Annotated in this window: 23 protein-coding genes and 2 pseudogenes; 11 read left to right on the top strand and 14 right to left on the bottom strand. The window is 59.7% G+C overall.

The features are described 5' to 3' along the window. Positions 1-432, bottom strand: coding sequence for a hypothetical protein (locus KGB25_RS10370; protein WP_223434893.1), 432 nt, complete (start codon positions 430-432; stop codon positions 1-3). Between the two features lie 111 nt (positions 433-543). Beyond that, complete coding sequence (locus KGB25_RS10365) at positions 544-2,169, bottom strand: methyl-accepting chemotaxis protein (RefSeq protein WP_223434892.1); 1,626 nt, start codon at positions 2,167-2,169, stop codon at positions 544-546. 345 nt (positions 2,170-2,514) lie between these two features. Between KGB25_RS10365 and KGB25_RS10360 the strand changes: the two genes are divergently transcribed. The 4 genes from KGB25_RS10360 (at position 2,515) to KGB25_RS10345 (ending at position 7,225) form a co-directional block, all read left to right on the top strand. After that, a complete protein-coding gene (locus KGB25_RS10360) occupies positions 2,515-3,537 on the top strand; it encodes a transporter (RefSeq protein ID WP_192229145.1) in 1,023 nt (340 codons plus the stop codon). Between the two features lie 234 nt (positions 3,538-3,771). Beyond that, positions 3,772-5,385, top strand: a complete 1,614-nt coding sequence (locus KGB25_RS10355) for an inorganic phosphate transporter (RefSeq protein WP_008038529.1) — start codon at positions 3,772-3,774, stop codon at positions 5,383-5,385. Between the two features lie 254 nt (positions 5,386-5,639). Next, positions 5,640-6,506, top strand: coding sequence for a hypothetical protein (locus tag KGB25_RS10350; RefSeq protein WP_008038531.1), 867 nt, complete (start codon positions 5,640-5,642; stop codon positions 6,504-6,506). Beyond that, positions 6,503-7,225, top strand: a complete 723-nt coding sequence (locus KGB25_RS10345) for a TylF/MycF/NovP-related O-methyltransferase (RefSeq protein WP_056725897.1) — start codon at positions 6,503-6,505, stop codon at positions 7,223-7,225. Before KGB25_RS10350 ends, KGB25_RS10345 begins: the two co-directional genes overlap by 4 nt. Positions 7,226-7,329: 104 nt before the next feature. On the opposite strand, the gene KGB25_RS10340 is transcribed toward KGB25_RS10345, so the two are convergent. Next, positions 7,330-7,767 (bottom strand): multidrug/biocide efflux PACE transporter, encoded by a 438-nt coding sequence (locus KGB25_RS10340; RefSeq protein WP_008038536.1) that lies wholly within the window; start codon positions 7,765-7,767, stop codon positions 7,330-7,332. Positions 7,768-7,857: 90 nt separating this feature from the next. Between KGB25_RS10340 and KGB25_RS10335 the strand changes: the two genes are divergently transcribed. Continuing rightward, a complete protein-coding gene (locus KGB25_RS10335) occupies positions 7,858-8,712 on the top strand; it encodes a LysR family transcriptional regulator (RefSeq protein WP_008032563.1) in 855 nt (284 codons plus the stop codon). A gap of 99 nt (positions 8,713-8,811) precedes the next feature. On the opposite strand, the gene KGB25_RS10330 is transcribed toward KGB25_RS10335, so the two are convergent. The 3 genes from KGB25_RS10330 to KGB25_RS10320 form a co-directional block, all read right to left on the bottom strand. Next, a complete protein-coding gene (locus tag KGB25_RS10330) occupies positions 8,812-10,047 on the bottom strand; it encodes an RNA polymerase sigma factor (protein WP_223434891.1) in 1,236 nt (411 codons plus the stop codon). A gap of 48 nt (positions 10,048-10,095) precedes the next feature. Beyond that, positions 10,096-10,440, bottom strand: coding sequence for a YciI family protein (locus tag KGB25_RS10325; RefSeq protein ID WP_008032567.1), 345 nt, complete (start codon positions 10,438-10,440; stop codon positions 10,096-10,098). Positions 10,441-10,507: 67 nt separating this feature from the next. Further along, positions 10,508-10,933 (bottom strand): YybH family protein, encoded by a 426-nt coding sequence (locus KGB25_RS10320; RefSeq protein ID WP_008032569.1) that lies wholly within the window; start codon positions 10,931-10,933, stop codon positions 10,508-10,510. A 141-nt stretch (positions 10,934-11,074) separates the two neighbouring features. Between KGB25_RS10320 and KGB25_RS10315 the strand changes: the two genes are divergently transcribed. Both KGB25_RS10315 and KGB25_RS10310 read left to right on the top strand, forming a co-directional pair. After that, positions 11,075-11,560 carry a GNAT family N-acetyltransferase gene (locus KGB25_RS10315; protein WP_207285434.1) on the top strand — a complete coding sequence of 162 codons (486 nt, stop codon included), beginning with the start codon at positions 11,075-11,077 and terminating at the stop codon, positions 11,558-11,560. A 7-nt stretch (positions 11,561-11,567) separates the two neighbouring features. Next, positions 11,568-12,173 carry a pyridoxamine 5'-phosphate oxidase family protein gene (locus KGB25_RS10310; RefSeq protein WP_008038543.1) on the top strand — a complete coding sequence of 202 codons (606 nt, stop codon included), beginning with the start codon at positions 11,568-11,570 and terminating at the stop codon, positions 12,171-12,173. Positions 12,174-12,307: 134 nt separating this feature from the next. Here KGB25_RS10310 and KGB25_RS10305 read toward each other — a convergent pair whose 3' ends face one another. The 3 genes from KGB25_RS10305 to KGB25_RS10295 form a co-directional block, all read right to left on the bottom strand. Further along, complete coding sequence (locus KGB25_RS10305) at positions 12,308-12,796, bottom strand: GNAT family N-acetyltransferase (protein WP_223434890.1); 489 nt, start codon at positions 12,794-12,796, stop codon at positions 12,308-12,310. 96 nt (positions 12,797-12,892) lie between these two features. Further along, the gene (locus KGB25_RS10300) at positions 12,893-13,378 is read right to left on the bottom strand and encodes a GyrI-like domain-containing protein (protein ID WP_008038547.1); all 486 of its coding nucleotides are present in this window, start codon (positions 13,376-13,378) and stop codon (positions 12,893-12,895) included. 66 nt (positions 13,379-13,444) lie between these two features. After that, entirely contained in the window at positions 13,445-14,107 is a 663-nt protein-coding gene (locus KGB25_RS10295; protein WP_223434889.1) for a LysE family translocator, read from the bottom strand. Between the two features lie 139 nt (positions 14,108-14,246). Between KGB25_RS10295 and alaC the strand changes: the two genes are divergently transcribed. Then, on the top strand, positions 14,247-15,464 hold the full coding sequence (gene alaC / locus KGB25_RS10290) for an alanine transaminase (RefSeq protein WP_008038550.1): 1,218 nt from the start codon (positions 14,247-14,249) through the stop codon (positions 15,462-15,464). A 99-nt stretch (positions 15,465-15,563) separates the two neighbouring features. Here the strand turns inward: alaC and KGB25_RS10285 are convergent, their stop codons facing one another. The 3 genes from KGB25_RS10285 to KGB25_RS10275 all read right to left on the bottom strand — a co-directional run bounded on the left by KGB25_RS10285 (position 15,564) and on the right by KGB25_RS10275 (position 18,172). Further along, positions 15,564-15,851, bottom strand: coding sequence for an Ig-like domain-containing protein (locus KGB25_RS10285; protein WP_008038552.1), 288 nt, complete (start codon positions 15,849-15,851; stop codon positions 15,564-15,566). 352 nt (positions 15,852-16,203) lie between these two features. Beyond that, positions 16,204-17,556: a GntP family permease gene (locus KGB25_RS10280; RefSeq protein WP_008038555.1), complete on the bottom strand. Its 1,353-nt coding sequence runs from the start codon at positions 17,554-17,556 to the stop codon at positions 16,204-16,206. Between the two features lie 82 nt (positions 17,557-17,638). Continuing rightward, positions 17,639-18,172, bottom strand: coding sequence for a gluconokinase (locus tag KGB25_RS10275; protein ID WP_192229135.1), 534 nt, complete (start codon positions 18,170-18,172; stop codon positions 17,639-17,641). Between the two features lie 215 nt (positions 18,173-18,387). Here KGB25_RS10275 and KGB25_RS10270 point away from each other — a divergent pair, with 215 nt between their 5' ends. The 3 genes from KGB25_RS10270 (at position 18,388) to KGB25_RS10260 (ending at position 20,916) form a co-directional block, all read left to right on the top strand. Continuing rightward, positions 18,388-19,419, top strand: a complete 1,032-nt coding sequence (locus tag KGB25_RS10270; protein ID WP_008032586.1) for a LacI family DNA-binding transcriptional regulator — start codon at positions 18,388-18,390, stop codon at positions 19,417-19,419. Between the two features lie 142 nt (positions 19,420-19,561). Beyond that, positions 19,562-20,194, top strand: coding sequence for a glutathione S-transferase family protein (locus KGB25_RS10265; protein ID WP_008038561.1), 633 nt, complete (start codon positions 19,562-19,564; stop codon positions 20,192-20,194). Positions 20,195-20,352: 158 nt separating this feature from the next. Then, entirely contained in the window at positions 20,353-20,916 is a 564-nt protein-coding gene (locus KGB25_RS10260; protein WP_008038562.1) for a hypothetical protein, read from the top strand. Between the two features lie 305 nt (positions 20,917-21,221). On the opposite strand, the pseudogene KGB25_RS30560 reads toward KGB25_RS10260, so the two are convergent. Both KGB25_RS30560 and KGB25_RS30555 read right to left on the bottom strand, forming a co-directional pair. After that, a pseudogene (locus KGB25_RS30560) lies at positions 21,222-21,653 on the bottom strand (methyl-accepting chemotaxis protein); the annotation flags it as partial. A 111-nt stretch (positions 21,654-21,764) separates the two neighbouring features. After that, positions 21,765-22,436, bottom strand: a pseudogene (locus KGB25_RS30555) (PAS domain-containing protein); the annotation flags it as partial. Positions 22,437-22,854 lie beyond the last annotated feature (418 nt).

Genomic DNA, 22,854 nt, shown 5'->3' with positions numbered 1-22,854 from the left:
TCAGGCCGACGTACTGACCATCGATCCCGCAGTGCTGCCGCCTTCTTCCTGCAACGCCGCCAACAACGCCGCCGTTGCGGTCTGCAACGAACCTGAGGTCGTCGCAATCTGCGACTGAGCCACCGACACATCGGCGGCCTTGGCGTCTGCACTTTCCTGTTTGGCCTGGGCCGCTTGCAGTTGTTGCTGTTGTTCCTGCAATTGCTTTTGCAGCTCGGCGATCTGCTTGCGCAGGGCTTTCACCGAATCCGATTCTTCGCTGCTGCTGGAACTGCCGCCACTCGCTGCCGGTGCGCCGTCGGCGGACACTTTGGTGGTGTCGCTGGACGCCTCGGCGCTTGCGGTGACAGACGTGTCGTCAGTGCTTGCTGTGGCTTTGGCCGAAGCAGTGGCGACGGGCTGGATGATCGAAACAGACGAGATGCTAACCATGGCGTTTTCCATTGAGGTGACGGGAATACGCTCATCATCGACATCGGGTCAACGGACTTGAGATCGACTGTGTACCGACTTGGTAAGCAATCCGGTACACAGTCATTTCCCTTAGGCGCTCAAGCGCGCCGTCACCTCGTTCAACTGCCCCGACAACCCGTGCAGGTTGTGGCTGGCGGCTTCGGTGCGTTGCACGTTGTCGAGGTTGGTACTGGCGATGCTGGTGATCTCGGTGAGGTTGCGCGAGATGTCTTCGGCGACCGAAGTCTGCTCTTCGGCGGCGGTGGCGATCTGGCGGTTCATGTCGCGAATCGCTTCCACGGCATGCGTGATGCGCTCCAGCATGGCGCCGGCCTCGGTCACTTGCTGAACGCTCTCTTCGCTGCGCGACTGGCCGCTTTCTATCGCTTGGGCTGCGTCCACCGCACCGGTTTGCACGGTCTGGATGATCTGGTTGATCTCGATGATCGACGCCGCCGTGCGCTGCGCGAGGCTGCGCACTTCATCGGCCACCACGGCAAAACCGCGCCCAGCCTCACCGGCACGCGCCGCTTCGATGGCGGCGTTGAGTGCCAGCAGGTTGGTTTGCTCGGCGATGCCGCGAATCACTTCCAGCACCTTGCCGATGCGGCCGCTGTCAGTTTCCAGTTGGCGGATGACCGTGGCGGTATTGGCGATTTCGCCGCGCATGCGAGTGATGGTGTGGATGGTGCCCTGCATGACTTTTTCGCCCTGCTGGGCGGACTGGTCGGCATCGTCGGCAGCACGTGCCGCATCGGCGGCGTGACGCGCAACTTCTTGCGCGGTGGCAGACATTTCGTTCATCGCCGTGGCCACTTGGTCAGTGCGGTTGAACTGTTCGTTGGTGCCACTGGCCATGAGGCTGGCGATCGAATTCAACTCACTGCTGGCGCCGTCCAGATCCTTGGCACTGACCTGCAAACGGCTAAAGGTTTCAGCGAGGAAATCACGCAGCGTATTGGCCGCGATCGCCAGTTTGCCCAGCTCGTCCTGACGGGTGCTGGCCACGCGTTCGGCAAACTTGCCCTGGGCAAGTTGCGCCACGTAGTCGATCAATTTGCGGATCGGTTCGACCAGATTGCGATTGACCAGCCACAGGCTCAACAGCCCGATCAACAGGCCCGAGGCGAGCATCACAATGATGCCCAACAACACGGTGCGATCTGCGCTGGCGCTGATCAGCTTCGACTGCTCGACGCCCTGTTTGCGCAATTCGCTGACCAGTTCGCTCATCTGATCGCTGGTCGCCCGGTCCACGCCCTTGACCGCGGTGTCGCCCGCCGTTGGATCGGCACCGGCCGCCACGTAGGCATCACGGCCCTTCTGGTATGCCGCGCCCAACTGCCGATGCTCGTCACGCAGGCGTTCGATGCGGGTCTTGAGTTGCGGCTCGATGCCCTTCTGCCCGGCCAGTTCGCCGAGGATGCCCTGCACCTCGCGCTGACGGTCTTCGAATTGCTTCCAGTATTTGTCCAGGTCTGCCGGTTGCTTGCCACGCAGCAGAACGTTTTTCCATTCCTGCACCTGCACCTTGAATTGCAGGTTGGCTTCATCGATCAATTGAGAGGTGTGCAGCGGGCCGTCAATGAGATTCGCGTAGCTTTGAACGCCATTCGACAGAAAGTGAAAACAGGCCAGGGCGATCAACAGCATCGCAAACAGGCTGCCGCTCAACAGGGCGAGAATTTGCGCTCTCAAGGACTTTTGCAAAGACATCGGAAGGTACTCGTGACAGGAATGAGGCACGCCCTTGTGAGGCGTGAAAATAATCCGGACATTCCCTGTCTACAGCGTCGAACGCATGCTTTTGTAGGAGCCGGCTTGCTGGCGATAGCGTCCGGTCAGTCGGGAAATCTATTGACTGGCAGCACGCTATCGCCAGCAAGCTGGCTCCTACGAGATCGGCGTGTCAGGGCCGTTCTTGAGCGGTTCCGACCGCCGGTAGAAGGCACTTGGCCAGCTCCACGAAGCTGTCACAAAACTGTCAAGACGCCTTGCGATGATGCGGCTCAAGTGAACCTGTGAAACCCGCGACAGGCCGCCTCCTCACAGCGAGACCTCATGAACCACAGCATCGACCAAAGCCATCGCGACCCGGACCTGTTCGGTCTGCTGTACGGTTTCAGTTTTCGTCCCGGTGAACGCGGTCGGGAAATCGATTCGGCCATGGCGTTGCGGTCCCTGCAACAACCGGACGACAGCGACGAATTTCTCTGGCTGCACCTGAACCTCGCTCATGCCGCGTGCGAGCGCTGGATGAAAAGTCATCTGGAATTGCCCGACGAGTTTTTCGAAGCCTTGCATGAAGGCTCACGTTCGACGCGCATCGAGCATGTCGATTCGGCGTTGCTGGCGGTGGTCAACGACGTGGTATTCAACCTCAGCAGCATGGTCTCCTCGGACGTGTCGACGCTGTGGGTGTGCGCGCGCAGTCGGCTGATCATCAGCGCGCGCCTGCAACCGCTGCACTCGGTGGACAAGTTGCGATCCTCGGTGAAGGCCGGTGAGCGTTTTCGCTCGCCGCTGGAATTGCTCGTGCATTTGCTGCGCGACCAGGGCGAAGTGCTGACGCAGATCGTGCGCAAGACCAGCCTCAGTGTCGATCAGATCGAAGATGAATTGCTGTCCTCGCGGCTGTCGACCAACCGCGCAGAGCTGGGCGCCAATCGCCGGGTGCTGGTGCGCTTGCAACGGCTGCTGGCGCTGGAGCCGGGCTCGTTGCTGCGCCTGCTCAATCGCCCGCCGCAATGGTTGCAGAAGGAAGACGTGAAGGAGCTGCGCAAATCCACCGAGGAGTTTGCGCTGATCATCAACGACCTCACGGCGCTGGGTGAGCGGATCAAGCTGTTGCAGGAAGAGATTGCCGCCAACCTCAACGAGCAAAGCAACCGCACGCTGTTCACCTTGACCGTGGTCACGGTGCTGGCGTTGCCGATCAACATCATTGCCGGTTTTTTTGGCATGAACGTGGGGGGCGTGCCGCTATCGCAGGACCCGGAGGGGTTCTGGATCCTGGTGGCCTTGGTCGCGACGTTTACGGTGATTGCGGGGCGTTGGGCGTTTCGCAAACGCCAGGATTATTAAGCAAACACATTCCTCTGTAGGAGCGAGGCTTGCCCGCGAATGAGGCGCCGCGGTATGCCTGATACACCGCGTTATCGTTCTTCGCGGGCAAGCCTCGCTCCTACAGGGACGGTGTGTGTGTGTGTTCGGATCGGTGGTATCGGCAAAAAACCCAAACACTGACCCAACGCAGCCTCCCTGTAATATTTAGCAACGATCATGACCGACACACTTCCCTCCTCAGGATTGTCCGGCATGGCTACTCCTTCCTTTTCCGCTGCCCAGGCGCCCGCCAGCAGTGCCAGACCGCAGCTCGACAAGAAACCCAACCTGTTCACCCTGGTGATTTTCTTCGGTGTGCTGGCCAGTGGACTGTTGTTCACCGCGTACAGCCTGATGCACGACATGAGCGAACTCGGCACGGTGGTCACCACCTGGACGCCGTTTCTGTTGCTGGGCGTGGCGCTGCTGATCGCGCTGGGCTTTGAGTTCGTCAACGGTTTCCACGACACCGCCAACGCAGTGGCCACGGTGATTTACACCAACTCGATGCCGCCGAATTTCGCGGTGGCCTGGTCCGGGTTCTTCAACTTCCTGGGGGTGTTGCTGTCCAGCGGCGCGGTGGCGTTCGGCATCATCGCCCTGCTGCCGGTGGAGCTGATTCTGCAGGTCGGTTCGTCCGCCGGGTTCGCGATGATTTTCGCCCTGCTGATCGCCGCGATCCTGTGGAACCTCGGCACCTGGTGGCTGGGCTTGCCGGCGTCGTCGTCGCACACGCTGATCGGTTCGATCATTGGTGTCGGCGTGGCCAATGCCCTGATGCATGGCCGCGATGGCACCAGCGGCGTGGACTGGGCGCAGGCCACCAAGATCGGTTACGCGCTGTTGCTCTCGCCGCTGGTCGGCTTTGGTTTTGCCGCGCTGTTGCTGCTGGCCTTGCGCGCCTTCGTCAAGAATCGTGCGCTGTACAAAGCGCCGAAAGGCAACACGCCGCCACCGTGGTGGATTCGCGGCATGCTGATCGTGACCTGCACCGGTGTGTCGTTTGCCCACGGTTCCAACGATGGCCAGAAAGGCATGGGCCTGATCATGCTGATTCTGGTCGGCACGCTGCCCATGGCCTATGCGCTGAACCGCACCATGCCGGCCGATCAGGCTTTGCAGTTCGCCGCCGTCGCCGAAGTCACCCAGCAAGCGCTGGTGAAAAATTCGCCGCTGCCGGCACCGGCCGACCCGCGTGCGGTGTTGTCCGACTACGTGCGCAGCAAGGAGGCCGCGCCGCAACTGATCCCGGCCCTCGCCGCGCTCACCGGCCGTATCGGTGCCGAGGTCAAGGGTTACGGCTCGTTGTCCAAAGTGCCCGCCGAAGCCGTGGGCAACGTGCGTAACGACATGTACCTGGCCAGCGAAACCATTCGCCTGATGGACAAGAACAAAGTCGGCAACTTCGACGCCGACACCAGCGGCAAGCTGCAACTGTTCAAGCAGCAGATCGACAACTCGACACGGTTTATTCCGCTGTGGGTAAAGATCGCGGTGGCGATTGCGCTGGGCCTGGGCACGATGGTCGGCTGGAAACGCATCGTGGTGACGGTCGGCGAAAAGATCGGCAAGTCCCACCTGACCTACGCACAAGGCGCCTCGGCGGAAACCGTGGCCATGCTGACCATCGGCGCGGCGGACATGTTCGGTCTGCCGGTGTCGACCACCCACGTGTTGTCTTCAGGGGTGGCCGGGACCATGGTCGCCAATGGCGGCGGCTTGCAGATGAAGACCATCCGCAATCTGCTGATGGCGTGGGTATTGACCTTGCCGGCGGCGATTGTGCTGTCGGGTAGCTTGTACTGGTTGTTCACCCAAATCTTCTAGCCCCAACACTCCCCTCTGTAGGAGCGAGGCTTGCCCGCGAAGGCGGTGTGTCAGTCGACAACATTTGTTGAATGACACACCGCCTTCGCGGGCAAGCCTCGCTCCTACAGGGGGATTTTTTTCGTCTGGAGAATGCTTTTCGTCGCAAATTCAGGGGATTGCGCTTTTATTGGTCCTCCGCCCACCGGATTGCACTTCAGTTTGCTAACGTGTGGCCGACTCTTAAGAGACTCGATGTATTCAGGAGAGGAACCGTGAATCTGTACATCAATCAGCTTCAACACAAAGCTGACTTCAAAGAAGCCATCTATGGCGGCGACATCTTCCTGAACACACAACTGCGCGCCGCCAAAGAGCTGTGCGCGTTCGCCCAGGAAAGCATCACCGCTGCCTTCGACGGCGAGACCAACCACCAGGCGCTGCACACGCTGATGCCGGTGGAAGAATTCGTCGTACTGGTGACGCGCCTCAAGGGCCAGTTCACCAACAGCCTGCGTGCCAAAGAACTGATTCGCAGCTTCACCGAAGAGATCGGTGCCGCCCCCGAAGAATTCATCTTCGACGTACCGCGTATCCGCGTCGTACCCAACTACGACTACCTGCATGCGGGCGTCAGCTATGCCTACAAGCCGCATCGCGATACCTGGTACGGCGGCGTCGATTGCCAGATCAATACCTGGATGCCGGTCTACACGATCCAGCCTGACCAGACCATGATGATCAACCCGGCCTACTTCGATGCCCCGGTGAAAAACACCTCGGCGCAATGGAGCCTGTCGGACTGGATTGGCGTACAACGTCAACGCGCCAAGGACAACGTCAAGGAAGAGGCACGCCAACACCCGGTGCCCACCGAAGCGATCAACACCGCGTCCGAAATTCGCATCGCCGGCAACACCGCCGAGATGCTGGTTTTCTCGGGCTCACACCTGCACGGCACGGTGCCCAACTACACGCAACAAACCCGTTTCAGCGTGGATTTCCGCCTGATGCACCTCGACGACCTCAAGCACAAGCGCGGCGCGATCAACGTCGACAGCGCCTGCCCTGACGTCGGCGCAGGTTTCAAAGACTATTTCCACGCCCACGACTTTTCTAATTTCCAAGGAATCGAAGCATGACCAAGCGTCGCATCACGCCTGCCGAGGCCCAGTACAACGAAACCCGTACCAACGTTCTGAAACGGGTCGATGCCGAGTACGTGGCCGACGCACCGTTCGTCTTCGCCAACCGCATCGGCGTGACCGCTGCACTGTCGCGTATGGAACTGTTCAAGAAAGTCGCTGAAGTACCGGGCGCGATCATCGAGTGCGGCGTGTACAAGGGCAACTCGCTGATGCTGTACATGCACTTGTCGATGATCCTGGAACCGTACGCGATCAACCGTTCGATCGTGGGCTTCGACACCTTCGAAGGCTTCCAGAGCATCGACAAGAAAGAAGACCCGGCCGACGTCAACGAGACCATGTTCGCCGACACCGACCAGTCGCTGATCCAGGACATGATCGACGCCAACGACTTGCTGCGTCCGGTCAACCGCATCCCGCGTTGCGAACTGGTCAAGGGCGACATCGTCAAGACCGTACCGGAGTGGGTCAAGACCCGTCCGGACCTGGTCGTGGCCATGCTGATCCTCGACACCGACCTGTACGAATCGACCAAAGTCGCGCTGGAAACCTTCCTGCCGTACATGCCAAAAGGCGCCATCGTGGTGCTGGACGAAGTCGCTTATCGCAACTTCCCGGGCGAAACCAAGGCCCTGCGTGAAGTGCTCGACCTGAACAAGATCGAGCTCAAGCGTCTGCCGTTCGACAGCTGTGTAGGCTACTTCCACGTCTAACGCATACCCCCTGTAGGAGCCAGCTTGCTGGCGATGGTGTGTCAGTCGATACCACTCTGACTGACACACCATCGCCAGCAAGCTGGCTCCTACAGGGTTTGTTTTCAGGTTTCGCAAGACTCTCGCATCACAAGCCGTTCGCGCACTACGTCATACACCCAGTGGTAAACGTAGGTGTACGGCAGGAAAAACAGCAACACCCCGATATCCAGCAAGAACGCCTGCCACAGGCTGACGTTGAGCCACCAGGCAATCAGCGGCACGCCGACCGCCACCAACCCGCCTTCAAACAGCAGCGCATGAACGACTCGCGTCCAGGCGTTGTGCGCAATCTCGAATCGCGTCAGCACGCGGTCAAAAATCCCGTTGAAGATCACGTTCCAGGCCAGGGCCAGCGCCGCAATGACAACGGTGACGACGCCCATGTCGAGCATCGGCTTGTCCATGATCCACGCCAGCAACGGGGTGCAGATCACGATGGCCAGCAGTTCAAAGCCGATGGCCTGGAAAATACGTTCAGTGATGGATTTGTTGGCGTTCATGAGCAGAACTCCCTGAGTGACTGTGGTTGTCATGATCCATCCTCACGCCGATACTTCATAACCAATAACCATCGATCAAGGCGATAGTTCATGGCCTCTCAAGAAGTGTTGCAGGCGTTTGTGCAAGCGGCGACCCAAGGCTCGTTTTCCGCGGCGGCGCGCAAACTGGGGCGCAGTCAGTCGACCATCAGTGCTGCGGTGGCAAGCCTGGAGATCGATCTGAATCTGGTGTTGTTCGACCGCAGCAGCCGCAAGCCCACGCTGACGCCGGCCGGGCACGTGATGTTGCAACGGGCCGAGGAAATCCTCGCGGCCACCAGCCGCCTGGAAATGACCGCCAGCCAACTCTCTCAGGGTGTCGAACCGAAGCTGACCGTAGCGATTTCCGACACCTATCAGTCCGACCGTTTCGAAGCGGCGCTCAGTGCGTTCGAGCAGCGTTACCCGGACCTGGAACTCGAATGCCTGATCGCCGAATGCGATGACCTGGTGGCGCTGGTGCAAAGCGGTCGGGCGCATGTGGCGTTCGCCGAGCAACAGGACAGTTACCCGCCGGACCTGGTCAGTTCGACGGTGCAGGAACGCACGGAAATCGCTTTGTTCGTGTCGCGTGAGCATCCGCTGGCGACCCTGACCGGAATCGATCAGGAGCTGTTGCAGCAGCATCGGGAGCTGCGTCTGGCGACCATCGTCAATCCGTATGAAAGCCGGGCGAAGGGGCGCGTCTGGTCGGCACCGAGTTACTTGATGCTGCTGGAAATGGCTCAGGGTGGATTCGGCTGGGCGCCGTTGCCGCGATGGCTGGTGGGGCGGTTTGATGCCGGGACGTTGCAGGAGTTGAACGTGCGAGGGTGGCCGAAGCCGCTGTTCGTCGATGCGCTGTGGTCGCGGCTGCATCCGCCGGGGCCGGCGGGAAGCTGGTTGCTGGGAAAGATGCTGGAATGAAGGTCCTGCGGACCTTATCGCCGGCAAGCCGGCTCCTACAAAGGACGGCGCTGAACCTGTAGGAGCCGGCTTGCCGGCGATGAGGCCGGCGAATTCAACCTACTTTAACGCCTTGATCCGGGCCTCGATAAACCGCCGCTCCGGCACCTGCTGCGTCAATTCCAACGCCCGCTCATACGCCGCCCGCGCCTCGTCCACCCTGCCCAACTGCCGACAAAACTCCGCCCGCGCCGAATGTGCCAGGTGGTAATCCAGCAATTCGCCGCGATTCAGAATCCCTTCAACCAACGTCAACCCCGCCAACGGTCCATCCCGTTTGGCGATCGCCGCCGCGCGATTCAGCTCAATCACCGGCGAAGGCACCGCCGCCAACAGCACATCATACAAACCCGCAATCTGCGCCCAGTCCGTCTCCCCCGCCGTCGGCGCTTCGGCATGCACCGCCGCAATCGCCGCTTGCAGGCAGTAAGGCCCGAATCGCCGCGAGGTCAACGCCCGCGCAATCAGCGCGCACCCTTCGGCAATCAACCCGGCATCCCACAGCGAACGGTCCTGCTCATCCAGCACAATCAGCTCGCCACTCGCCGACGTTCGCGCCGGGCGTCGTGACTCATGCAACAGCATCAGCGCCAGCAGACCCATCACTTCGGGTTCGGGCAGCAATTCCATGACCAATCGGCCGAGCCGGATGGCCTCCCGGGTCAGATCCTCGCGAGTCAGTTCAGCACCGATGGACGCCGAGTAACCTTCGTTGAACACCAGGTAAATCACCCGCAGCACGCTGTCGAGGCGCTCGGGCAATTCCGCCAGGGTCGGCACCTGATAAGGGATTTTCGCGTCGCGGATTTTCGCCTTGGCGCGCACGATGCGCTGGGCAATGGTGGCCGGTGCCGAGAGAAACGCCCGGGCGATTTCTTCGGTAGTCAGGTCGCAGACTTCGCGCAACGTCAGCGGCACTTGAGCATCCGCCGCGAGTGCCGGGTGACAACAGGTGAAGATCAAACGCAGACGATCGTCTTCCACGTCTTCGTCACTCCAGTCGGCCTGCTCCAGCGCTTCCAGTTGCGCGATCAGCATCGGCCGGGACGCGGCAAACCGCGCACGCCGACGCAAGCCGTCGATGGCCTTGAAGCGTCCGGTGGACACCAGCCAGGCACGCGGATTGTCCGGCACACCGTCACGCTGCCAACGCTCGACCGCGATGAAAAAAGCCTCGTGCAGGGCCTCCTCGGCCAGATCGAAATCACCGAGCAAACGAATCAGGGTCGCGAGGATTCGCCGCGAATCTTCGCGGTAAACCTGCTCGACCCGAGCCTTGACCGACACGTCAGCCATCAGTGCCGATGGCCTTCAATCACCCACATCACCACGCAAACCTCCTTATCAGGGATTCAATTGACGAACCGGTCGCACCTCGACACAGCCGACCCGGGCCGCCGGAATGTTGCCGGCAACCTGGAGGGCTTCATTGAGGTCCTTGGCGTCGATCAGGTAGAAGCCGGCCAACTGCTCCTTGGTTTCGGCGAACGGGCCGTCGGTGATCGACACTTTGCCGTTGCGCATGCGCACGGTGGTCGCGGTCTGCACCGATTCCAGCGCCTCGGCGGCGAGCATGCGGCCGCTGCCCTGGATCGATTCGGCGTAGGCCATGCACTCGGCGTCGTTGGGACTTTCGGGCAGCGAGTGCAACTCCTGTTCGTTGCTGTAGACCAGGCATAAATACTTCATGGGGCTCTCCGGATCGAACTGATCAACTATGGCTGCAGTTTGGCGCGTGGGGGGCACTTCCCGACGATCAGGGCTGCAGACCGAACAGCGCGGTGCCGCTCGTCATGTCGAACGGCGCCGACCAGTGTTCATGGACGATGCGCCATTGCCCGGCCTCGCGCCGATAGCAGCCGGTCACGCGCATCCAGCAGGCCTGGGTTTCGCCCTTCTCGTTGGTGCCGCCGCAATGAGCCAGCCAATGGGCGAAGGCGATGTGCTCGTCGGCCACGATGTTCATCTGGTCAAAATCAAAGGTGTGCGGGCCCTGGCACATTTCCATGCATTCCAGCCAATGCGCGCGGTAGGCCGCCTTGCCGCGAAACTGCAGGGCCTTGACCGCGTCGTAGGAGACGATGTCCTCGGCATACAACGCCATGATTTTCTCGAGATCCTTGGTGATGACCGCCTGACGATAGGTGTCGATCAGGGCCTGGATTTCGTGGGTAGCGTTCATGGTGGTTCTCCGTGTTTTTTGTTGTGAAGACACCCTTAGTCGTCCGGCAAGACGCCAGATCGACAGTCAAATTAAAAATAATCCATGGGCGCAAACTCGCTAGAATCCGAGGCTCATTTCTGTTGGAAAAAGGACACTCCAGTGACAACCCGACTCGTGCCTTACGAAAGCCTGAACGCGAAGCAGCGCCAGGAGGTGGAGGCCATCGAAGTTCACCAGGAACAGATCAAGTTCTCCGGTGACATCCACGGTGCATTGCACACCCTGCTGTCCAAACCCGGCCCCGGCGTCAAAGGATTCGCCCTGCTGGTCGAGGATGTCCCGGTGGCTTTCCTGCTGCTCAAACGCCCGCCAGTGCTGCCGGCCTGGGCCGACGAACACAGCGCCACCCTGCATGCGTTGCAAGTCGATCAGCGTCAACAGGGCAAAGGTTATGGCAAGGCCTGCCTGCAAGCCTTGCCGGAGGTCGCGCGTCAGGCGTTTCCGGAAATACGGGGGCTGGAGTTGTCGGTGGATGCGGACAACGAAGCAGCCATCGCGCTGTATGCAAAATTCGGCTGGGTCGACAGCGGCGAGGCCTACAAGGGCCGGATCGGTTACGAACGGCGGATGGGGCTGATTCTCTGAGGTGGTTATGCTCGACAGCATCGAAGCACTGGAAGCAATTTACGGCCAACCCCACGAACGCGCGGTGCGCAAGCAAATCGCCTTTCTGAACGAGGATTATCAAGCGATGGTTCGCGCCTCGCCGCTGGTAATCATCAGCTCGGTCGGCCCCGACGGCCTGGACGGCTCGCCGCGCGGAGACACACCGGGTTTCGTGCGAATCATCGATGAGCGCACCCTGGCGATCCCGGATCGCCCGGGCAACAACCGCATCGACACGCTACGCAATGTGGTGTTCGATCCGCGGGTGTCGCTGTTGTTCATCATCCCGGGGATCGGCGAAACCTTGCGGGTCAACGGCGCAGCGCAGATCAGCAATGAGCCGGCCTTGCTGGAAAGCTTCGCGGTCAACGGCAAACCGGCGCGCACGGTGATGCTGGTGACGGTGGAGGCGGCGTTTTTTCACTGCTCGAAAGCGATTGTGCGTTCGGATTTGTGGAACCCCGAAAAGCACCTGGATCGCTCGGCGCTGCCGACGGCGGGGGCGTTTCACAAGCGCTTGAATGATGGGCAGTTTGATGCAGAGACGTATGACCGAGAAGCGCCGGTGAGGGTGCGGGACAGCCTCTACTGACACGAAACCTGACCATTGTAGGAGCCGGCTTGCCGGCGATGGCGGCGCATCAATCAATACTGATGGCACCTGACACACCGCTATCGCCGGCAAGCCGGCTCCTACAGGGGATCTTCTGCGTTTGGTAGATGGGGTTACAACGCCAACACCATCTCATGCCACGCCATTCCGCCATGGTCCGATGCGGAAGGTTTGACGTAGGCAAATCCGAACCCGGCGTACAGCGGAATGTGCCGCTCCTTGCACATCAGGTTGATGCTGGCCTTGCCCTGCGCACGCATGCGCTCGATGAACTCGCCCATCAGACGTTTCGCCAAGCCCTGCCCCTGATAATCCGGATGCACCACCACCGACATGATCACCACGTGCGGGCCGGCCGGGTCGTGGCCGATCAGTTCCTTGAACGCTTCGTCCGACATTTCCACCTGAAACGCCGCACCGGAGTTGATGAAACCGGCTACAACGCCGTCCACTTCGGCGACGATAAAACCTTCAGGCCAGGTGGCGATGCGCGTGGCGATTTTTTCTCGGGTGGCAGCTTCGTCACCTTCGTAGGCAACGGTTTCGATGGCGTAGCAGCGGTCCAGGTCAGCGGGGGTGACGTGGCGGATGACGGTGTTCATGGCGGCTCGGAATCAGCGGGGAAAGGCTGGGGATCATAAATCAGCATGGGCATGACATCGAGAGGCGCATCGTTGATCCGCCTCCCGACGTACACCTCACGCTTTGATCGGCACCCAGATTTCCAGTTTTCCGGTGTTGAGCTTCGGGTTGAAGTCTTCGCTGTAGCGCTCATATTCCGGAGCATCCAGCACTTCATGCCCGGACTGCGGTTGCCAGGTGCCGAAGATGTGCTGAAACAGCTGCGGCAATGCATCCAGCGGCCCTTTATGCTCGAACACCGCGTAATACTGAGGCTGGACCTCTACCCAACGGTACTGGTCCGGCAAGTCGTCGAGCTTGCTGATTTCGACGCCGGCGATGTAGTCGAAGCCGCCCTTGCCATCGAAATTGCAACACACGCCGTAGGTCACTTCGCCCTTCTGGCCCGGAACGTTTCCGATGTGCGGAATGAATTTTTCCCAGAGCGCTGGAATGCCCTGGGTGGTTTGCTGAGTAAACCGTCCACCAAGCCCTGCAATGAGCAGGAAGTGCCCATGTTCGAAGCGTGGTTCCGGGATTTCGACGCTTTTTTTATCATCCATGACTCGGCTCCTGGTACAAAAAGTGGGTTCGGCTAGGAGTATAGAAGCCAAACCCGATTCGCCCAATTACAGCGTATGCAACGCCTCGACCGCGCCAGCGCCAATAAACTCGTTGTACCCCGATAGGATCACGTACACCGCGAAATAGCAGAAGATCGCCGCCGATGCCATGTACGAATAACGCAGCAGCTTGTCGCCCAGAAACTTGCCGCCATGGCTCGCGGCAAAGCACAGGCCTGCCGACCACAACAGTCCGGCACAGAGAAATCCGCCGAGGAACAATGCCGAGCTGAGCGCCCCGCCACCGCCAGACCGCGCGATCAGCGTGCCGCCCACCGCCGCGAACCAGAGAATGGCGCTGGGTGACGACATCGCCAGGAAGATCCCGCGAAAGAACTCCTTGCGGTGCGAGTTGTGGCCCACTTCGGCGGTCTCGGCCAACAGCGCCTCATGGTGGATTGCCGAATAGATCATCTTCGCCGCGAAATAGATCAGCAACGCCGAACCACCAATCCACAACACCCAGCGCACGGTTTCGTATTGCAGCAAAACGGTCATGCCGGCCAAGGCCAGCACGGCGTAGATCAGGTCGCCGACGCAGGTACCCAACCCCAGCGCAAAGCCTTGAAAATAGCCGCGCTGCATGGCCAGCGTGATCATCGCGATGTTGGCTACGCCGATGTCCAGGCACAGAGAAAGGCTCAGCAAAAAGCCGCTGCTAAATTCCATCGACCGATTTCCTTCGGAAAAAAAATTATTTACGTGGAGGCTGGACAGTCTGCCACAGCTGCCCTTACATTCCGCCACAGGTCACCGCTGACCTGCGTCGCTCGGACGGTTCCGGGCGCTTACGTTATCCGAGGCAACAATGGCCGAACAAGGTTCGCCGCGCCGCTTTGCGCGCATAGATCGACTCCCCCCTTACGTATTCAACATCACCGCCGAGCTGAAGATGGCCGCCCGTCGTCGTGGCGAAGACATCATCGACTTGAGCATGGGCAATCCCGACGGCCCGACGCCGCCGCACATTGTCGAAAAACTAGTCACCGTCGCCCAGCGCGAAGACACCCACGGTTATTCCACGTCCAAGGGCATTCCGCGTCTGCGCCGGGCGATTTCCAACTGGTACAAGGAACGCTACGAGGTCGACATCGACCCGGAAAGCGAAGCCATCGTGACCATCGGTTCCAAGGAAGGCCTGGCGCACTTGATGCTTGCCACCCTGGACCAGGGCGACACCGTGCTGGTGCCGAACCCGAGCTACCCGATTCACATCTACGGTGCCGTGATTGCCGGCGCCCAGGTGCGTTCGGTGCCGCTGATTCCGGGCGTGGACTTCTTCGCCGAACTGGAACGGGCGATTCGCGGCTCGATTCCGAAACCGAAGATGATGATTCTCGGCTTCCCGTCCAACCCCACCGCGCAGTGTGTGGAGCTGGATTTCTTCGAACGGGTGATCGCCCTCGCCAAACAGTACGACGTACTGGTGGTGCATGACCTGGCCTACGCCGACATCGTCTACGACGGCTGGAAAGCCCCGTCGATCATGCAAGTGCCGGGCGCCAAGGACATTGCGGTGGAGTTTTTCACCCTGTCCAAGAGCTACAACATGGCAGGCTGGCGCATCGGTTTCATGGTCGGCAACCCGGAACTGGTCAACGCCCTGGCGCGGATCAAGAGCTACCACGACTACGGCACCTTCACACCGCTGCAAGTCGCGGCGATTGCGGCGCTGGAAGGCGATCAGCAGTGCGTGAAAGACATCGCCGAGCAGTATCGGCAGCGGCGCAACGTGCTGGTCAAAGGCCTGCATGAACTGGGCTGGATGGTCGAGAATCCGAAAGCGTCGATGTATGTCTGGGCGAAGATTCCCGAAGCGTATGCACACCTTGGCTCGCTGGAATTCGCCAAGAAACTGCTCGCCGAAGCCAAGGTCTGCGTCTCGCCGGGTGTCGGGTTCGGGGAATACGGGGATGATCATGTGCGCTTCGCGCTGATCGAAAACCAGGACCGGATTCGTCAGGCCGTGCGCGGGATTCGCGGGATGTTCAGGGCGGATGGGCTGGTAAGCAAAACCACCGGCTAGAGAAACAATCTCGGGAGCGGCCACGTCCGTGTCCGCTCCCGATTCGATTCAATTGTCTTCAGGCGTTATTGGAAAAAACCTGTCCCTGAAAGCAAACGGCTAGCCGACAACCGTAAAGGTCCGCAATTCTGTCCACTCCGAATCGACGCCCCCCACGTTTTGTCTAGCCTTGACTTTGTATTTCCCTTTTTCCCACGAAGAAAGTGAAGGCACTTGCCATTGACCTGAAGACATCACGTCAACCGAACCCAGCACCGTTCCGTCATGTAGCGCAACAGTTACCTTCCCCCCGATGATCGCCGTCCCAATAAACGTTGGTCTTAGACTTTCCTCAGCACCTTCAGTGGGAAGGATAATTTCGGGTTTATCAACAATAGGCGTGCTCATAGAGTCTGCTCCTCATCCATGGTTCGACGATCAAACAGGAACCCGTGACTGGCGCTCCTTTCAAGGAGGGATGTTCGACGTGTCCATGCAAGTCGTCTACCTGTGAGAAATGACAGTTCCGACAAGTGGTTGTGTCGTCAGTACCCAAAAGATTTGGCTTGTCGCAGATTCCTGCCCATAAAAAAAACCGCAAAAATGCGGTTTTTTGTTATCGGTAATGATCGAAACCAGCGTCTACGGGGGTTCGACAATCCATGTAGGAGCCGGCTTGCTGGCGATGCAGGCGACTCGGTTTAACTTCTTGACCGGGTCGATGCCATCGCCGGCAAGCCGGCTCCTACAAAAGTGTTGCTTAGACGAACAACGACAGCAGCAGGATAAAGCCCAGGCCAACCACGGACAGGATGGTTTCCATCGCCGTCCAGGTCTTGAAGGTTTCCGCTACGGTCATGTTGAAGTACTGCTTCACCAGCCAAAAACCCGCGTCGTTGACGTGAGACAGGATCAACGAACCGGCGCCGGTGGCCAGCACCAGCAGCTCACGGTTCACACCCGGAATCATCCCCACCACCGGCACCACGATGCCTGCGCCAGTAATGGTCGCCACGGTCGCCGAACCGGTCGCGATACGGATCACCGCCGCCACCAGCCAGGCCAGCAGGATCGGCGAGATTTGCGCGGCCACCGCCATGTTGCCGATGACATTACCCACGCCACTGGTCACCAGCATCTGCTTGAAGCCACCACCGGCACCGATGATCAGGATGATCGCGGCGGTTGGCGCGAGGCTCGCATCCAGCCATTTGAGCATCTGGTTGGAGCCAATGCCCTGCTTGTAACCGAAGGTGTACAGCGACAGCAGCAACGCCAGCAGCAGGGCCGAGATCGGGTGACCGATCAGGTCCATGAAGGTGCGGAAGAAGTTGCCGTCCGGCAGCACCACGTCGGCGAAGGTCTTGAGCAGCATCAGGAACACCGGCGACAGCACGGTGATCAAGGTGATGGAGAAGCTCGGGAGATCGGCAGAATCGTTCTCACGCGCCAGTTGATCCACCAGCTCCTGGTTGGGATGGCCGGGAATGTACTTGGCAATGAAGGTGCCGTAGATCGGGCCGGCGATGATGGCCGTCGGCAGAGCAACGATCAGGCCGTAGAGAATGGTTTTACCAATGTCGGCACCGAACACGCCGATGGCCAGCAACGGACCCGGGTGCGGCGGAACGAGCCCGTGCACGGCAGACAGACCGGCCAGCAGCGGGATACCGATCTTGATGATCGACACGCCGGTACGCCGGGCGACGATGAACACCAGCGGGATCAGCAGCACAAAACCGATTTCGAAGAACAGCGGAATGCCGACCAGGAACGCGGCGAACATCATTGCCCACTGCACTTTGTCCTTGCCGAACGCGCGAATCAGCGTCTGGGCAATCTGATCCGCCCCGCCCGACTCGGCCATCATTTTGCCGAGCATCGTGCCCAGCGCGAGGATGATGCCGACGAAACCGAGCACGCCACCGAAGCCGTCCTGGAACGCCTTGATGATGGTGCCGATCGGCATGCCGGAAGTCAGCCCGAGAAAGGCTGCGGCAATGATCAGGGCAATGAACGGGTGAAATTTGAACTTGGTGATCAAGACGATAAGCCCGATCACCGTGACCACTGCATCGAGCAGCAGGAAGGTCTCGTGGGACATGCCAAACATTAGGGGTGTCTCCTGGTTGTTGTTGTTATTAAAACGGGTAATTCGAAAGCCATAAGGACAGCGCTATCTCTTCAAGCAAAATTTAACCGGCGCGTTTCAAGCCGTGTTCCAGCCACCAGGCGTGGGCTTGCTTCGCCAACTGGTCGACGCTGTGGTTCGAGGCGTCGAGGGCCAGGGTCAGCGGCTCGCCAACCGGGGATTCAAGGGTGGCGAACTGGCTGTCGATCAGGGTCGACGGCATGAAATGGCCCGGCCGATGGGAGACGCGATCGGCCGCCACTTCAGGCGTGAGCTCAAGAAACACAAAACCCAGGCCCGGCAAGGCGCTGCGCAAAACTTCGCGGTAACTGTGTTTGAGGGCCGAGCAGGTCAACACCGGGCGCTGACCCGTGGCATCAACGCGGCGCAGTTCATCGCACAGGCTGTCGAGCCAGCCGGCACGGTCGTCGTCGTTCAGGGGGATACCCGCGCTCATCTTTTCGATATTGGCGGCAGGGTGGAAAGTATCGCCTTCAATGGCAGTCGCGCCGCTGAGCTGGCACAAGGCTTCGCTGACGCAGGTCTTGCCGCAACCGGCAACGCCCATGATGACCAGGGCGGTGATGGGATGATTCATGTAACACCTCAGCGCGCAGACAGCGCTACCTTTGCCAGTTATGACACTAGACGAAAAGTAGAAGTTGCCGACGCCTTCTTGTCATTTTTGTGGGTTGCAGCATGTTCGTTCCGGACGCCGAAAAGCGAGGTTCAGGCAAAACTCGCTTACGCATTTGCAGCTGCATCGGGACAGCGCTACCTTAGTGCCTTGAATTTTGTTTGGCAAGCCGCCCGATGACCTCTCCTAAAAACGATAAAAATACGCGAACCACTGGCCGTCCTACCCTCAATGAAGTAGCCCGACTGGCCGGCGTCAGCCCGATTACCGCCTCCCGCGCCTTGCGCGGCGTGAGCACGGTGGCCACCGAACTGGTGGAAAAAGTCCAGAAAGCCGCGCTTGAACTCAACTACGTGGTCAACCCCGCCGCCCGTGCGTTAGCCTCGGCCCAGAGCCATTCCGTGGTGGTTTTGGTGCCGTCGCTGTCCAACTTGCTGTTCATCGACACCCTGGAAGCCATTCATCAGGTTTTACGACCGAAGGGCTTCGAAGTGCTGATCGGCAACTTCCATTACTCGCGTGATGAAGAAGAAAACCTGCTGCGCAATTACATGGCCTATCAGCCGCGCGGTTTGCTGCTGACCGGGTTTGATCGCACCGAAAGTTCGCGGCGGATGATCGAGGCGAGCAATATTCCCTGCGTGTACATGATGGAACTCGACAGCGCTGCGGGCCTCAATTGCGTGGGTTTCTCGCAACTGGCGGCCGGCGAAACGGCAGCGGAGCATTTGCTGTCCCGTGGTCGCAAGCGCCTGGCGTACATCGGTGCGCAACTGGATCAGCGCACGTTGCTGCGTGGCGAAGGGTTTCGCAAAGCCCTGCAAAAGGCTGGTCGGTATGACCCGGACCTGGAAGTGCTGACGCCCCGCGCCTCCTCCGTCGGCCTGGGTGGCGAGCTGTTCCTGCAACTGATCGCCAGTCATCCCGATGTCGACGCGATCTTCTTCGGCAACGACGACCTGGCCCAGGGCGCGCTGCTGGAAGCGATGCGCTGCGGAATCAAAATCCCCGAACAAGTGGCGGTCCTCGGTTTCAACGACCTGCCGGCCTCGGCGCACATGGTCCCGCGCCTGAGCAGCATCAACACCCCGCGCGAGGCAATTGGCCGTCGCGCGGCAGAGCAGATGCTGACGTTGATGGCGGGCAACACCGTGGCGAAACCGGTGCAGGACATGGGGTTCGAATTGAAGGTGCGCGAAAGCACGTAACACCTGTAGGAGCCGGCTTGCCGGCGATCGAATCACCTCGGTCCGTCAGATTCAACGCGGTGATGCGATCGCCAGCAAGCTGGCTCCTACAGAGGTATTCTGATCATTCCAAAAAGCGTCTGACCGCTGTAGGAGTATCTCCATGGAACATGCACTGAAGATCCTGGGTAAGGCTTCATCCATCAACGTCAGAAAAGTCCTGTGGACCTGCGACGAGCTGGGCCTTTCCTACGAACGCGAGGATTGGGGCAGCGGGTATGCGTCGACCCACAGCCCCGAATTTGTCCGGCTCAACCCCAACGCACAGGTGCCGGTGATCATCGATGAGGCCGGCGTGCTGTGGGAGTCCAATACCATCTGCCGTTACCTGGCCGGAAAACACCCACACGCTGAATTGCTGCCGCACGAACCGGCGGCGCGCGCCCGGGTGGAGCAGTGGATGGATTGGCAAGCCACCGATCTCAATTCGTCCTGGAGCTACGCGTTCACGGCGCTGGTACGCAAAGACCCGGAGTTCCAGGACGCGCACCGGATTGCCACGGGCTTGCGCGGCTGGAATCAGAAGATGGGCATCCTCGAACATCAGCTCGCGACCACCAAAGCCTATGTTGCCGGGCCACGGTTCACGCTGGCCGATATCGTCATCGGGCTGTCAGTCAACCGTTGGCTGATGACGCCGATGGATCGACCGGACTTCCCGGCCATCGACGAATATTTCCAACGCCTGGCGCAACGCCCCGGTTTCCTCAAACACGGCTGCAACGGCCTGCCTTGATCGGTCGACCTCTGCCGTCGGGCGGCAAAGGTTGACCGCAACGCTTTCGTTTTCTGCACAAGAAAAAATATAACCAATTGAAAATAATAGGTTTTATTGCCTGGGCACGCTAATTGCTCAGGTCGCTGCACCGCAAACACCTACAAGGTCTACTCATCATGTTGGTCAGTGCAAAACAAAACCTAGTGACGCCGCTTCCCAAAAAGCCGGGCGACGAACCGACTGCGGACGCCGCCGCGGGTCTTCAAGGTGGCCTGCAAGCCGTGTTGATGCAGAGCGTGCAAAACAATATCCAGCTGCAAAACGTAAAGAACGATGGGAAGGTCCTGGCGTCTGCCTCCAAGCTCGCCACGGAACAGGTCAGCGCCGCCAATAAAATCAGCGACAACGTCGATGAAGCGTTCGCCAAGACCCGTGTCGCGCTGCAAGCCACCGATGCCTCGACAGTGCCAAAGGCCGGTGAAAGCACCGCCATGGCCGACTTCAAGGACTACATGAGCAAAACCCCGGAACAGCGGTTGCGCGACAGTATTCTGAAGGAGATGGGGATTACCGAAGAAGACCTGAAAGCCATGCCACCGGAGAAACAACTGGCGGTCGGTAAAGAGATTGCCGAGCGTCTGCAAGACAAGATAAAACTGGCGCAGGCCGAGAAAGAAAACGGCAGCAGCAGTGAGAAAAGCGGCGCCCAGGTGGTCGACAAGTTCCTCGCATCGCTCTGACCACGCGGATGCTTCTGTAGGAGCCAGCTTGCTGGCGATGGCGATCTTCAGGACGCCATCGCCGGCAAGCCGGCTCCTACAGGAATCGTGACGGATTCTGGATGTGGGCTCACCCAAGAACTGTAGGAGCCAGCTTGCTGGCGATAGCGATCTCGCGGACGCCATCGCCGGCAAGCCGGCTCCTACAGGGATCGTGACGGATTCTGGATTGTGGGTTCACCCAAGAACTGTAGGAGCCGGCTTGCTGGCGATGGCATCCGCAAGATCGCCATCGCCGGCAAGCCGGGCTCCTACAGGTCAGCGTTTCAATTCAATTGCAGCGTTGAATTGAACTGGCTGATCGCATCCACCACATGCCGCGAGCCTTGCTGGATTTCCAGGATCACCTCCCCCGCCTCGTTCGCCAGTTCCACCCCAAGGCCGGTTCGACTCAAGCTCGACTGCATGCTCGACACCGCGCTCAACGACAAATCGTGGTTTTTGCGCACCACGTCGACAATCTCCAGCGTCGCCTGGCTCGTGCGTGCCGCGAGGCTGCGAACCTCATCCGCCACCACGGCAAACCCTCGGCCGTGCTCCCCGGCCCGCGCCGCCTCGATGGCCGCGTTGAGCGCCAGCAGGTTGGTCTGGTCGGCAATGCCGCGAATGGTCTGAACGATGGTGCCGATGATGTCGGACTGTTTGCTCACCGCATCAATGCTCAGCGCCGCTTCGTTCAAGTCCCTGGAAATGTCCTGGATGATCTGCACCGTCTGCTGCACCACCTGAGATCCCTTCTGCGCGCAGGCGTCGTTCTGCACCGAAGTGCTGTGGGCCGACTCCGCAGCCGTTTGCAGCGTGGTCACTTGCTGCGTGATGTCGCTGGCGAACTTCACCACTTTGTACAAACGGCCCTTGGCGTCGAACAACGGGTTGTAGGAGGCTTCGAGAAAAATCGTATGACCGTGCTTGTCTCTGCGTTCGAAACGGTGCGAGTGATATTCGCCGCGATTCAGTGAAGCCCAGAATCCTTTGTAAGACGGCGATTCGGCTTCGGCGCGGTGGCAAAACAGGCTGTGATGCTGACCGACGATTTCGTTGAGCGCGTAATGCGTGGTCTTCAGGAAGTTTTCATTGGCGGTGATCACATTGCCGGCGGGGGTGAATTCGATCACCGCCATCGAACGACCGATTGCCGCGAGCATGCTTTCGTTTTCGTGTTCCTTGTTCACCCTGTCCGTAATGTCGGTGGCGACTTTGATCACACTGCTGACTCGCCGGTCGGGACCGATAACCGGCATGTAACTGGCTTCGAGCCAGATCTCCTTGCCGCCCTTGTTCAAGCGCAGGAAAGTCCCGCTGAGCGACTCGCCACGGGCCAGGTCACGCCACAATTTGGCGTAGGCTTCGCTGCGATAAAACGTTTCCTCGCAAAAGATCCGGTGATGTTTGCCGCGCACTTCTTCGGCGCTGTAACCCATGGCTTTGCAAAAGTTGTCGTTGGCATCGAGCACGATGCCGTCAGGGGTGAACTCAATCATCGCCATCGAACGACTGACGGCCGCCAACTTGGCGTTGGCCTCGGTCAGCGCACAGCTGTAGCGCTCGATTTCCTGCAGGTCAGCCTTGTGATGTAGGTTAAACATGGTCGTATCACCCTAAGCGCGGTCGTTTGATTGATGAAAGTTCTTCGGTCTTTCAACGTATCCACCACAACGTTCCATGGAACAGGCACACGCATTCCTCCACGGGAGGAACTGTCAGGTGATCAATGATGTTGAATCGGAGAGTCCATGTGGCAACGCTCTTATCAAGACATCCGTCTCTTGATAGCCCGGGACCGGGCCAGCCCTAACGTTTTCATAAGTAACTCCCTTTATCGTAAAACTCCTTGCCGCTCGCATCGGTGCCTTGGGGTGCGCACTCTGAAGCGTGCATGCCGGCCTTCACATGGCGACC

This window comes from Pseudomonas sp. BF-RE-21 (genome assembly GCF_019947305.1).
GTDB lineage: Bacteria > Pseudomonadota > Gammaproteobacteria > Pseudomonadales > Pseudomonadaceae > Aquipseudomonas > Aquipseudomonas migulae.
Note: the sequence above shows the minus strand (reverse complement) of the source record. Positions and strands in the feature narration are given on the sequence as shown.